At 78.3% G+C, this 14,600-nt stretch carries 1 protein-coding gene; it reads left to right on the plus strand.

Translation table 11 applies throughout. The features are described from left to right. Positions 1–85: 85 nt before the first annotated feature. Positions 86–14,590 carry a type I polyketide synthase gene (locus tag C8054_RS25700; protein WP_107161146.1) on the plus strand — a complete coding sequence of 4,835 codons (14,505 nt, stop codon included), beginning with the start codon at positions 86–88 and terminating at the stop codon, positions 14,588–14,590. The last annotated feature ends 10 nt before the right edge of the window (positions 14,591–14,600 follow it).

Genomic DNA, 14,600 nt, shown 5'->3' on the forward strand with positions numbered 1-14,600 from the left:
GTCCGGTTAGGGGGCGACAGGGGTAGGTCACCGCCGGGCCGCTGGCCAGACTTGGGCCGTTACGGCGAAGGACGGATGTGCTGACATGCTTCGGAGTGACCTGGTCCAGCCGTTGCCCGAACTGCTCCGGGCCCACGCCGGCCGGCTGCCGGACCAGGTGGCGTTCCGCGACGCGGACCGGGCGGTGTCCTGGGCCGCGCTGGAGGCGGTCACCGCCCGGCTGGCCGGCCACCTGGTCGACGCGGGCGTCGGCCGGGGTGAGCGGGTCGCGTTCTGCCTGGGCAACCGGGTGGAGACGGTGGAGACCTGGCTGGCCGTGACCCGGGCCGCGGCGGTCGGCGTACCGCTGAACCCGCGCAGCACGGACGCCGAGCTGGCCCACCTGCTCGACGACTCCGGCGCGGTGCTGGTGGTCACCGACCCGCAGCACGTCGACCAGTTCCTGCGGCTTCGCGCGGACCGGCCCGACCTGCGGATCTGGGTGACCGGCGACGGGCCGTACCCGGACCCGGCGACGGCCTGGCCGGCGCTCGTCGACGCGGCGCCGGCCGCCGACGCCCGGGACGACCTCGGCCTGGACGAGGTCGCCTGGATGCTCTACACGTCCGGCACCACCGGCCAACCCAAGGGCGTGCTCTCCACTCAGCGCACCTGCCTCTGGTCGGTGGCCGCCTGCTACGTGCCGGTGCCCGACCTGACCGCCGCCGACCGGGTGGTCTGGCCGCTGCCGCTGTTCCACAGCCTCTCCCACATCGGCTGCGTGCTGAGCGTGACCGCGGTCGGCGCGAGCGCCCGCCTGGTCGACGGCTTCGCCGCCGCCGACGTGCTGCGCGCGGTCGCCGAGGACGAGGCGACCGTGCTGGCCGGCGTGCCCGCCATGTACCACCACCTGGTCGACGCGGCCCGCGCCGACGGGTTCCGCGCGCCCGCGCTGCGGGTGTGCCTGGTCGGCGGCGCGATCACCACCGGGGAGCTGCGACGCGCGTTCGAGGAGGTCTTCGACGCGCCGCTGCTCGACGCGTACGGCAGCACCGAGACGTGCGGCTCGATCGCGGTGACCCGCCCGGACGAGCCCCGGGCCGAGGGTTCCTGCGGCCGGGCCGTGGACGGCGTGCAGGTGCGCCTGGTCAGCCCGGACACCGGCCGCGACGTGCCGACCGGTGACGAGGGCGAGGTGTGGGTCCGCGGCCCGGGCGTCATGCTCGGCTACCACGGGCTGCCCGAGGCCACCGCGGCGGCACTGCGCGACGGCTGGTACCGCACCGGTGACCTGGCCCGCCGCGACGCCGACGGGAACCTCTTCGTCACCGGCCGGCACCGGGAACTGATCATCCGGGGCGGCGAGAAGGTGCACCCGGTCGAGGTCGAGGACGTGCTGCGCGCGGTGCCCGGCGTGGCCGACGTGGCGGTCACCGGCCGCCCGCACGAGGTGCTCGGCGAGGTGCCGGTCGCGTACGTGGTGCCCGCGCCGGAGGGCTTCGCGCCGGCCGCCGCGTACGCCGCCTGCCGCGAGCGGCTCGCGTACCACAAGGTGCCGCAGGAGCTGTACGAGATCGACGCGGTGCCGCGGACCGCCTCCGGGAAGGTCACCCGGCGGCTGCTGGCGGAGACGCCGGCCCGGCTGCGCGCGGTCAACGGCACGCACCACGAGGCGCTGACCCGGCTCACCTGGCGTCCACTGGACCCGGCCGACCGGGTCCCCGGCCGGCGCTGGGCGGTCGTCGGACCGCACGCCGGGGCGGTCGCCGACGCGCTGACCGCCGAGGGCGAGGACGTCCACACCGGCGCCCACTCCACCGACACCGACGCGGACGTGCTGGTGCTGGCCGGCGTCGACCCGGCGGCACTGCCCGGCTGGCTCGACGACGCGCGCTACGCGACCGCCCGGGTGGTGGTGCTGACCAGCGGCGCGGTGGACGCGTCCACCGCCGACACGCCCGACGACCCCGACCTGGTCCCGGCCGCCGCCGTCGCCTGGGCGCAGGCGCGCTGCCGGCAGGCCGCCCGGCCGGACCGGATCGTGCTCGTCGACGCCGACCCGGCCTCGGCGGCGTTGCTGCCGTCCGTGGTGGACGCCGGCGCCGCCCAGGTCGCGCTGCGCGCCGGCACCGCCCGGTACGCGACGCCCGCGCCGGCCGCCGCGCCGGCCCCGGAACACGCCGCCACGGTGCTCGACCCGGCCGCGCCGGCGGTGCTGGCCGGCGCGGACACCGCCGAGCGGGCGGCGCTGGCCCGACACCTGACCGGCGCGTACGGTGCCCGGTCGCTGCGGCTGGTGCCGGTCGACGGCCCCACCACCGACCTCGCGACCCGGGACGCCGAACCGGTCGGGGCGGCCGTGCTGCGGGTCCGCGCGGCCGACCTGACCGACCACGACCGGAGCGCCCGGCTGCTCGACCTGGCCGGCCGGCTGGACCGGGACACCCGGCACGCCGCCGCCACCGCGTACACCGTGCTGGTCCCCGCCGACGTGCTGCTCGGCGCCGCCGGACGGGAACCGGCGGCGGGCGCGGTCGCCGCGCTGCACGCGCTGGTCGCCCGGCGGCACGCGGCCGGGCTGCCGGCCCGGCTGATCGGGGTGACCGGACCGGCGTGGGCCGAGACCGCCGCGTTCGACGTCGCGCACGACGGCGACGACCTGGTGCTGGTGGCCGGCCCGGCCGAGCGGGTGGCCGCCCACCCGGCCTGGCGCGGCCCGACCCGGCCCGACGACGACGCGGACGCGCTGCGCCGCCGGTTCGCGGCGCTCACCACCGCCGACGGCGACCGCCTCCTGGCCGACCTGGTCCGGGCCGCCACCGCCGAGGTCGCCGGGCTGCCCGGCGCGGGCGCGGTCCGGCCCGGCCGGGCGTTCACCGAACTCGGGTTCACCTCGGTTCGCGCGGTCGCGCTGCGCGACCGGCTGAATCGAGCCACCGGCGCCCGGCTCTCCGCCACCGCCGCGTTCGACCACCCGACACCCGCCGCGCTCACCCGGCACCTGGCCACGCTGCTGCGCGGCGCCGGCCCGACCGAGGCCGGAATCGCGGACGCCGCCGCCCGGACCGGCCCGGTCGCCGCCGACGACCCGGTGGCGATCGTCGCCATGGCCTGCCGGCTGCCCGGCGGCGTCACCGGCCCCGACGAGCTGTGGGAACTGCTGGAATCGGGCGGCGAGGGGCTCACCGGGTTCCCCACCGACCGGGGCTGGGACCTGACGCACCTGTTCGCCGACGACCCCGACCGGGCCGGCACCTCGTACGTGCGGGTGGGCGGGTTCCTGGCCGGCGCCGGGGACTTCGACGCCACCCTGTTCGCGATCAGCCCGCGCGAGGCGCTCGCCATGGACCCGCAGCAGCGACTGCTGCTGGAGACGTCCTGGGAGCTGTTCGAGCGCGCCGGGATCGACCCGACCGGGCTGTGCGGCAGCGCCACCGGCGTGTTCACCGGCGTGATGCACCACGACTACGCGGCCAACGTCGGCCAGGCGCCGCCCGGCACCGAGGGCTACCTCGGCGTCGGCACCGCCGGCAGCGTGGTCTCCGGGCGGGTCGCGTACGCGCTGGGCCTGGAGGGACCGGCGGTGACCGTGGACACCGCCTGCTCGTCGTCGCTGGTCGCGCTGCACCTGGCCGCGCAGGCGCTGCGCGCAGGGGACTGCGCGCTCGCGGTGGCCGGCGGCGTCGCGGTGATGGGCACCCCGCAGGCGTTCGTCGAGTTCAGCCGCCAACGCGGACTCGCGCCGGACGGCCGGTGCAAGGCGTTCGCCGAGGCCGCCGACGGCACCGGCTGGTCCGAGGGCGTGGCCGTGCTGCTGCTGGAACGGCTCAGCGACGCCCGCCGCCACGGCCACCCGGTGCTGGCGCTGCTGCGCGCCAGCGCGGTCAACCAGGACGGGGCCTCGAACGGGCTCACCGCGCCGAACGGGCCGGCCCAGGAACGGGTCATCCGGCGGGCGCTGGCCACCGCCGGCCTCGGACCGGGCGACGTGGACGCCGTCGAGGCGCACGGCACCGGCACCCGGCTCGGCGACCCCATCGAGGCGCAGGCGCTGCTCGCCACGTACGGGCAGGGCCGGCCGGCGGACCGTCCGCTGCTGCTCGGCTCGCTCAAGTCGAACCTCGGCCACACCCAGGCGGCGGCCGGCGCGGCCGGGGTGATGAAGATGGTGCTCGCGCTGCGCCACGGCACGCTGCCGCGCACGCTGCACGTGGACGCGCCGACCGGCGAGGTCGACTGGTCGGCCGGCGCGGTCGAGCTGCTCACCGACGCCCGGCCGTGGCCCGACGTGGACCGGCCCCGCCGTGCCGGCATCTCCTCGTTCGGCATCAGCGGCACCAACGCCCACGTCGTCGTCGAGGCGGCCCCCGCCGCGCCCGCCCCGCCGCCGGTCACCCGGCGGCAGCCGGCCGGCGTCGTGCCGTGGCTGCTCTCCGCGGCCAGCCGGGAGGGCCTGCGCGACCAGGCGGCCCGGCTGCTGAGCCGGCTGGACCGGATCGACGCCGACCCGGCCGACGTGGCGTACGCGCTGGCCACCACGCGGGCGGCACTGGACCACCGGGCGGCGCTGCTGGTCGGCGACCCGGCCGACGCCCGCGCCGCGCTGACGGCGCTGAGCCGCGGCGACACCGACCCGGCCGGCGTGCTCACCGGCCGCGTCTCCGACGGCCGGCTCGCCGTGCTCTTCGGCGGGCAGGGCGGGCAACGCGCCGGCATGGGCCGGGAGCTGCGCGCCGCGTACCCGGTCTACGCGGAGGCGTTCGACGCCGCCTGCGCCGAACTGGACCGGCACGTCACCGGCCAGTCGGTCGCCGACGTGGCCCTCGCCCCGGACGGCGACACGCGGGCCGCGCTGCTGCACGAGACCCGCTACACCCAGCCGGCGCTGTTCGCCGTGGAGGTGGCGCTGCACCGGCTGCTCGAATCCTGGGGCGTCCGCCCGGACCTGCTGCTCGGCCACTCGATCGGCGAGATCGCCGCCGCGCACGTGGCCGGTGTGCTCACGCTCGCCGACGCCGCCGCGCTGGTCGCCGCCCGGGGCCGGCTCATGCAGGCGTTGCCGGCCGGCGGCGCGATGGTCGCGGTGGAGGCCGACGAGACCGAGGTGTTGCCGCACCTGACCGACCGGGTCGGGCTGGCCGCCGTGAACGGGCCGACCGCGGTGGTGCTCTCCGGCGACGCCGACGCGGTCGAGGCGGTCGCCGCCACGTTGCGCGCCGCCGGCCGCCGCACCAGCCGGCTGCGCGTGTCACACGCGTTCCACTCGCCGCGCATGACGCCGATGCTGGACGCGTTCCGGGAGGTCGCCGCCGGGCTGACCTACCGCGCGCCGCAACTGCCGGTGGTGTCCACGTTGACCGGTGCGCCGGTCGACGCGGCCCGGCTCACCTCGCCCGAGCACTGGGTGGCCCACGTCCGCGACACCGTGCGCTTCGCCGACGGCGTCCGCGCCCTGCACACCGAGGGCGCCACCACGTTCCTGGAGATCGGCCCCGGCGGCGTGCTCACCGCGCTGGCCGCCGAGTGCCTCGCCGACGCCGGCGACGACCTGGCGTTCGTGCCCACGCTGCGGGCCGGCACGCCCGAACCGGCGGCGCTGCTCACCGCCGCCGCCCGACTGCACGTGCGCGGCGTGCCGGTGGACCGGGCCGCGCTGGCCGGCCCCGGCCCGCACGCGCCCGTCGCGCTGCCCACCTACGCGTTCCGGCACCGGCACTACTGGCTGCCCGCCACCCCCGGCGCACCGACCGGCGACGCCGGGCACCCGCTGCTCGCCGCCGTGCTGCCTGTCGCGGGCACCGGCCAGGTGCTCGCCACCGGACGGTTCACCGCCACCCGGCCGGCCACCCCGGACGGCGCCGCGCCGCTGCTGCCCGCCGCCGTGCTGCTCGACGCGCTCGGCCACCTCGGCGAACGACTCGACACCCCGGTCCTGGCCGACCTGCGGATGCCGGAACCCGCGCCGCTGCCCGCCGGCCTCGCGGTCGACCTCCAGTTCGACGTCGCCGGCCCGGACGCCGCCGGCCGACGCGCCGCCCGCTGTCACGTCCGCGCCGGCGAGCACGAGCCGTGGCGGGCGGTCGCCGACGCGGTACTCGCCCCGGCCGACCCGCTCGCCGCGCCCGGCGTACCGGCCCCGGCCTGGCCGCCGGCCGGCGCCCGCCCGGTCGAGGCGGCGCATCCGCTGCTGCGGGCCGCCTGGACCGCCGGGGACCGGCTGCACCTCGACGTACGGCTGTCCGACGACGCCGCCGACCCGGACGCCGAGCGGTACGGCGTGCACCCGGACGTGCTCGACGCCGCGCTGGACCTGCTCCCGCTGGCCGGGTTCGCCCCGCCGGCCGGGCCGGGGGAGCGGATCGTGCCCACCGACTGGACCGGCGTACGCCGGCACGCCACCGGCGCGTACGCGCTGCGGGTCAGTCTCGCCCCGGCCGGCGCGGACGCGGTCACGCTCAACGCCGTCGACGACGCCGGCCGGCCGGTGCTCGACGTCGACCGGATCGCGCTGCGCGCCGTGACGCTGCCGTCCGCCGCCGCCCCGGCGCCGGAGACCGGCCCGGGCGGGCTGTACACGGTGGACTGGCTGCCCGCCCCGAGCGGCCCGGTGCCCACCTGGACGCTCGCCGACGCGGTCCCGGCGACCGGGCCGCTGCCGCCGGTGCTGGTGCTGCGCCTACCCGACGGCGACCCGGACAGCACCGTCGCGCAGCGCGCCGACGCGATCGGCCTGGACCTGCTCGGCGTGCTGCACCGCTGGCTCGACGACCCGCGTGCCGTCGACACCCGGCTCGCGGTGGCGGTGCGCGACGGCGACCCGGCGCACGCCCCGGCCGCCGGCCTGCTCCGGGTGGCCCGCGCCGAGCACCCCGACCGGTTCCTGCTGCTGCACCTGGACACCGTCGACGACACCACCGTCCGCGCCGCGCTTGCCGCCGCCGACGACGAACCCGAGGTCGCGGTCCGCGACGGCCGCGCGGTGCTGCCCCGGCTCCGCCCGGCCACCGAGTCCGACGCCGCCGCGCGACCCGCGCTGTCCGGTGGCGCGGTGCTGCTCACCGGCGGCACCGGCGGCCTCGGCCGGCACGTCGCGGTCCACCTCGCGCAGACGTACGACGTGCGGGAGTTGGTGCTGCTCAGCCGTACCGGCCGGCCCGCCCCCTGGACCGACGAGCTGGCCGCGACCGGCGTCGACGTCCGGGTGGTCGCCGCCGACGTCGCCGACCGGGACGCGCTCGCCGCCGTGCTGGCCCCGATCGCCGACCGGCTGGTGGCCGTCGTGCACGCCGCCGGCGCCACCGACGACGCGCTGCTCACCGACCTCGACCCGGACCGCTGGGCCGGCGCGCTGCGGGCCAAGATGCACGGCGCCTGGCACCTGCACGAGCTGACCGCCGGCCTCGACCTGGCCGCGTTCGTGCTGTTCTCCTCCGCCTCGGCCACGTTCGGCAGCCCCGGCCAGGGCAACTACGCCGCCGGCAACGCGTTCCTCGACGCGCTCGCCGCGCACCGCCGCGCCCGCGGGCTGCCCGGCACCGCGCTCGCCTGGGGCCTGTGGGCCGAGACCGACGGAATGGCCGGCCGACTCACCGCCGCCGACCTGGCCCGGCTCGCCCGCGCCGGCACCCGTCCACTGGACGCCGCCGCCGGGCTGGCGCTGTTCGACGCCGCGCTGCGCGCCGAGCCGGCGACGCTGGTGCCGATCGGACTGGACCTGGCCGCGGTCCGCGCCACCGGGGAGGTGCCGGCGCTGCTGCGGGCGCTACTGCCGCCGGCCCCGCGCCGGGCCGTTGTCGCCGAGCCCGGCACCAGCACCGGAACCGGCTTCGCCGACCGCCTGGCCGGCCTCGGCGAGCCGGACCGGGCCGCGCTCCTGCTCGACCTGGTCCGCACCCGCTGCGCCACTGTCGTCGGGCACGCCGGGCCGGACCAGATCGAACCGCGCCGCCCGTTCAAGGAACTCGGCTTCGACTCGCTGATGGCGGTGGAGCTGAGCAACCGGCTCTCCGCCGCCACCGGCGTCCGGCTCGCCCCGCACGCCGTGTTCAACCATCCCACCCCGGAACTGCTCGCCGCGCACCTGCACGCCCGGCTGCTCGGCACCGCCGCCACCGAGGTCGCCGACGCCACCACCGTCGCGCTGGACGAGCCGGTCGCGGTCGTCGCGATGGCCTGCCGGTTCCCCGGCGGCATCGGCTCCCCGGAGGAGCTGTGGCGGCTGCTCGACGCCGGCGGCGAGGTGATCGGCGACCTGCCCACCGACCGGGGCTGGCCGCTCGCCGACCTGTACGACCCGGAGCCCGGCACGCCCGGCCGCACCTACACCCGGGCCGGTGGCTTCCTCACCGGGCTCGCCGACTTCGACGCCGCGTTCTTCGGCATCAGCCCCCGCGAGGCGCTCGCCATGGACCCGCAGCACCGGCTGCTGCTGGAGACCTCCTGGGAGGCGCTGGAACGGGCCGGCATCGACCCGGACACGCTGCGCGGCAGCCGCACCGGCGTGTTCGCCGGCACCCACGGCCAGGACTACGCCGACCGGATCACCCCCGGCGCCACCGCCGACGACGGCGAGACCGTCGCCGACGAGGGACACCTGCTCACCGGCACCGCTGCCAGCGTGCTCTCCGGGCGGGTCGCGTACGCGCTGGGGCTGGAAGGGCCGGCGGTCACCGTGGACACCGCCTGCTCCGCCTCGCTGGTGGCGCTGCACCTGGCCACGCAGGCGCTGCGTCAGGGCGACTGCGACCTGGCGCTCGCCGGGGGCGTGTCGGTGCTGTCCAGTCCGGCCGGGCTGACCGGCTTCAGCCGCCAGCGTGGCCTCGCCCCGGACGGCCGGTGCAAGGCGTTCGCCGAGGACGCCGACGGGTTCGGCATGTCCGAGGGCGTCGGCGTGCTGGTGGTGGAACGGCTCTCCGACGCCCGCCGACGCGGCCACCCGGTGCTGGCCGTGGTGCGCGGCTCGGCGGTCAACTCCGACGGCGCGTCCAACGGCCTCACCGCCCCCAACGGTCCGTCCCAGGAACGCGTGATCCGGGCCGCGCTGGCCGCCGCCGGGCTCGACCCGGCCGACGTCGACGCGGTCGAGGCGCACGGCACCGGCACGCCACTCGGCGACCCGATCGAGGCCGAGGCGATCCTCGCCACCTACGGCCGCCGGCCCGACGGCGTCCCGCCGCTGCTGCTCGGCTCCGTGAAGTCCAACCTCGGCCACACCCAGGCCGCGGCCGGCGTCGCCGGGATGCTGAAGGTCGTCCTCGCCATGCGGCACGGTCGGTTGCCCCGCACGCTGCACGCCGAGCAGCGCACCAGCCGCGTCGACTGGGCGGCCGGCGCGGTCGACCTGCTCACCGAGGCCCGGCCGTGGCCGCGTACCGACCGGCCGGCCCGCGCCGGCGTCTCCTCGTTCGGCATCAGCGGCACCAACGCCCACGTGGTGCTCGAGGCCGTGCCGGACGAGCCGGCCGTCGACGCCGAGCCGCCGGCCGGGCCGGTGGCGCTGCCGTGGCTGCTCTCCGCGCGTACCCCGGAGGCGCTGGCCGGGCAGGCCCGCCGGCTACGCGACCACCTCGCCGACCGACCCGACCAGCGACCGCTCGACGTGGCCTGGTCGCTGGCCACCACCCGGGCCGGCTTCGACCACCGGGCCGTGCTGGTCGGCGACCCGGCCGAGATCACCGCCGGCCTGGACGCGCTCGTCGCCGGCGAGCCCGCCACCGACCTGGTACGCGGCGACGTCACCGCCACCGGCAAGCTGGTGTTCGTCTTCCCCGGCCAGGGCTCCCAGTGGGCCGGCATGGCGCTGGACCTGCTCGACGAGGCGCCCGTGTTCGCCGAGCGGATGGCCGCCTGCGACGCCGCGCTGCGGCCCTGGCTGGACCACCCGCTGCGGGACCTGCTGCGGCAGGCGCCCGGCACGCCCGACGCCGAGCGGGCCGACGTGGTGCAGCCGCTGCTGTTCGCGGTGATGGTGTCGCTGGCCGAGCTGTGGCGCTCGTACGGCGTGCAGCCCGCCGCCGTGGTCGGCCACTCGCAGGGCGAGATCGCCGCCGCCTGCGTGGCCGGCGTGCTGTCGCTGACCGACGCCGCCCGACTGGTGGCGCTGCGTGCCCGCGCGCTGCGCAAGCTGGCCGGCGCCGGGGTGATGGCCGCCGTGCCGCTCCCGGCCGAGGTGGTCCGCGAGCGGATCGCCCGGTACGGCGACCGGCTGGCGGTGGGCGCGGTCAACGGCCCGGCGAACGTGGTGGTCTCCGGCGAACCGGACGCGGTCGACGCGTTCGCCGCCGAGCTGGACGCCGACCGCATCCGGCTGCGCCGGATCCCGATCGACTACGCGTCCCACTCCCCGCAGGTGGCGCGGATCCGCGCCGAGCTGGCCGAGGCGGTCGCCGGCGTCACGCCCGGACCGGCGGCGGTGCCGATCTACTCCACCACCGACCTGTGCTGGCTCGGCGGCGAGGAGATGGACGCCGACTACTGGTACCGCAACCTGCGCCAGCCGGTCGAACTGGCGGGCGCGGTACGCGCGCTGACCGCCGAGGGCCACCACACGTACGTCGAGTGCAGCCCGCATCCGGTGCTCACGCCGGGCATCGAGCAGACGGTCCAGGAACACGACCATCCGGCGGTGGTGGTCGGTTCGGTGCAGCGCGGCCGGGGCGACCGGGCCCGGTTCCTGCTCTCCGTGGCCGCGCTGCACGTGCGCGGCGTACCCGTCGACTGGCAGCCGGTGCTGGCCGGCGGACGCCGGGTCGACCTGCCCACGTACGCGTTCGCGCACCGCCGCTACTGGCCCCGCCCGGTCACCGGCGCCGCCGACGTCGGCGCGGCCGGGCTGGCCGCCGCCGGGCATCCGCTGCTCGGCGCGTCGGTGCCGCTGGCCGACGGGCGGGGGCACCTGTTCACCGGCCAGCTCGCGGTCGCCGAGCAGCCCTGGCTGGCCGACCACCGGGTCGCCGGTCGGGTGCTGGTGCCCGGCACCGGGCTGGTCGAGCTGTGTCTGCGGGCCGGCGACGAGGTCGGCTGCCCCGCCCTCGACGAGCTGGTCATCGAGGCGCCGCTGACGTTGCCCGAGGACGCCGCCACCCAGGTGCAGGTCGCGGTCGGTCCGCCCGCCGACGACGGCCGCCGCCCGGTCACCGTGCACTCCCGGCCCGCCGCCGGGCCGCCCGACGCGCCGTGGACCCGGCACGGCAGCGGCACGCTCTCCGCCGCCGGAGCCACCCCGGCGACGCCGGCCGGGCCGCTGCCGGACGCCCACGCCGTCGACCTGACCGGCTTCTACGACCGCCTGGTCGACGAGGGGTACGGCTACGGCCCGGCGTTCCAGGGCCTGCGCGCGGTCCGGACCGGCGACGACGAGGTGTACGCCGAGGTGGAGCTGCCGGCCGGCCCGCGCGCCGACGCCGACCGGTACGCGCTGCACCCGGCGCTGCTCGACGCCGCGCTGCACGCCGCGCACTTCGGTGGTCTCGCCGACGCCGGCGGCGAGAAGATCCTGCTGCCGTTCGCCTGGAACGGGCTCACCGTGCACGCCACCGGCGCCACCACGCTGCGGGTCCGGCTGCGGCGGGTCGGCCCGCACGCGTTCGCGTTGTCCGCCACCGACCCGGCCGGCGCGCCGGTGATCGAGGCGGCGTCGCTGGCCATGCGCCCGATCTCCCGCGCCGAACTGGGCGCCCGCGACGACGCGGTCACCGACGCGCTGTTCCACCTGACGTGGCAGCCGTTGCCGACGCCCACCGCGCCGGCCCCGGCCCGGATCGCCGTGCTCGCCGCCCCGGGCGCCGCCGCCGACCCGTCCGCCGCCGATCTGTCGCGCCACGCCGACCTGTCCGCCGCGGCCGACCTGTCGCGCTACGCCGACCTGTCCGCCCTGGTCGCCACGATCGACGCCGGGGCCGCGCCGCCGGACGCGGTGCTCGCGCCGCTCACCGCCGGGGCCGGTGTGCACCGGACGACGACCCGCACCGACCCCGCCGCCTCGGACCGGGCGCGACGGCTCGCCGGGGACGCGCTCGCGCTGGTGCAGCGCTGGCTGGCCGAGCCGTGCTGGGCCGAGACCCGGCTGGTGCTGCTCACCCGCGGCGCGGTCGGCGTGCACGGGCCCGGCGAGGTCGACGACCCGGCCGCCGCCGCCGCGTGGGGCCTGGTCCGTTCCGCCCAGTCCGAACACCCGGACCGGTTCGTGCTGCTCGACGCCGACCGCATGCCCGACGCGGCCACCCTGACCGCCGTGCTCGCCGCCGACGAGCCGCAGGTGGCGCTGCGCGACGGCGGCGCGTACGCGCCCCGGCTGGCCCGCCGCGCCGACGCGCCGACGCTCGCCCCGCCCGCCGACGCGACCGCCTGGCGGCTGGACGTGCCCCGCCGGGGCAGCCTCGACCACCTGGCACTGGTGCCCACCGACGCGGCCGACGCGCCGCTCGGCGCGTACGACGTCCGGGTCCGGGTCCGCGCCGCCGGCCTGAACTTCCGCGACGTGCTCAACGCGCTCGGCCTCTACCCGGGCGATCCCGGTCCGCCCGGCGGGGAGGCCGCCGGCGTCGTCTCCGAGGTCGGCGCGGCGGTCACCGACCTGCGCCCCGGCGACCGGGTGCTCGGCGTGTTCACCGGCTGCTTCGGCCCGGTCGCGGTCACCGACCGGCGGCTGCTCGCGCCGGTGCCGGACGGGTGGACGTTCGCGCAGGCCGCGACCGTGCCGGTGGTGTTCCTCACCGCCTGGCGCGGGCTGGTCGGGCTGGGCCGGCTGCGGGCCGGGGAGTCCGTGCTGGTGCATGCCGGCGCCGGCGGCGTCGGCATGGCGGCGGTGCAGATCGCCCGCCACCTCGGCGCGGACGTCTTCGCCACCGCCAGCGAGGGCAAGTGGCAGGCGCTGCGGGAGCTGGGCGTGCCCGCCGACCACCTGGCGTCGTCCCGGACGCTCGACTTCGAGGCGCGTTTCCTCGACGCCACCGGCGGCCGGGGCGTGGACGTGGTGCTCGACTCGCTGGCCCGCGAGTTCGTCGACGCGTCGCTGCGGTTGCTGCCGCGCGGCGGCCGGTTCCTGGAGATGGGCAAGACCGACCTGCGCGACCCGGCCCGGGTCGCCGCCGACCACCCCGGCGTCGACTACCAGGCGTACGACCTGACGCAGGTCGAGCCGGACGAGATCCAGCGGATGCTCACCGAACTGCTGGCGCTGTTCGCCACCGGCGCGTTGCGCCCGCTGCCGGTGCGCGCCTGGGACGTCCGGCAGGCCCCGGACGCGTTCCGCTACGTCAGCCAGGCCCGGCACGTCGGCAAGGTGGTGCTCACCATGCCCGAGACCTGGGACCCGGACGGCACGGTGCTGCTCACCGGCGGCACCGGCCTGCTGGGCGGCCTGGTGGCCCGCCGGCTGGTCACCGGGCACGGTGTGCGGCACCTGCTGCTGGCCAGCCGGGGCGGCCCGGACGCGCCCGGCGCGGCCGAGCTGACCGCCGAGCTGACCGCGCTCGGCGCCACCGTCACCGTGGCCGCCGCCGACGTCGCCGACCGGGACGCGGTGGCGGGGCTGCTGACCGCCGTGCCGACGGCGCATCCGCTCACCGCCGTGGTGCACCTGGCCGGCGTGCTCGACGACGGCGTGGTCACCGCGCTCACCCCGGAACGCCTCGACACCGTGTTCCGCCCCAAGGTGGACGCCGCCCGCCACCTCGACGAGCTGACCCGCCACCTCGACCTCGCCGGGTTCGTGCTGTTCTCCTCCGGGGCCGGCGTGTTCGGCGTGCCCGGCCAGGGCAACTACGCCGCCGCCAACGCCTGGCTGGACGCGCTGGCCCGCCGGCGACGCGGCGCCGGACTGCCCGCCCGCGCGTACGCCTGGGGGCTGTGGGCGCAGGCCAGCACGCTGACCGCCGGCGTGGACCGGGCCGGCACCACCCGCGACGGGCAGCTCGCGATCCCGTCCGACCTGGGCATGGCGCTGTTCGACGCCGGCCTCGCCGCGCCGGAGGAGCACCTGGTGCCGACCCGCGTCGACCGGGCCGCGCTCGCCGGCCGGCCGCACGTGCCGGCGCTGATGCGCGGCCTGGTCCGCGTCGACCGGCCGAAGGCCCGCGCCGCCACCACCGGCGGCGTCGACCTGGCCGGGCGGCTGCGCGCGCTCACCGGCGCGGAACAGTCCGCGCTCCTGCTCGACCTGGTCCGGGCCACCGCCGCGGCGGTGCTCGGCCACGGCAGCCCGGACGCCATCCGGGACGGCCAGGCGTTCCACGAGCTGGGCTTCGACTCGCTGACCGCGGTCGAGCTGCGCAACCGGCTCACCGAGGCGACCGGGGAACGGCTGCCGGCCACCGCCGTCTTCGACTACCCGGACCCGGCGGCGCTGGCCGGCTACCTGCGCTCCCGGCTGGTGCCCGACGGCGCGCAGGCCGCCCCGGCGGTGCTCGCCGAGCTGGAACGCCTGGAACGGGCGCTCGCCGAGACCACCGTCGAGGCGGACCTGCACACCCAGGTGGCGGCGCGGCTGGAGGTGCTCGTCGCCAAGTGGCGGACCATGCGCGGCGCCTCCGCCACCGACGACGACCTGGACCTCGACCGGGCCAGCGACGACGAGATCTTCAGCCTGATCGACACGGAACTCGGGCTGTGACGGCCCAGGC

Source organism: Micromonospora sp. RP3T (assembly GCF_003027925.1).
Lineage (GTDB): Bacteria > Actinomycetota > Actinomycetes > Mycobacteriales > Micromonosporaceae > Micromonospora.

What these genes read in the sequence shown, in the direction of transcription:
- C8054_RS25700 (WP_107161146.1), top strand. Translation starts at nt 86, where the DNA reads ATGCTTCGGAGTGACCTGGTCCAGCCGTTGCCCGAACTGCTCCGGGCC.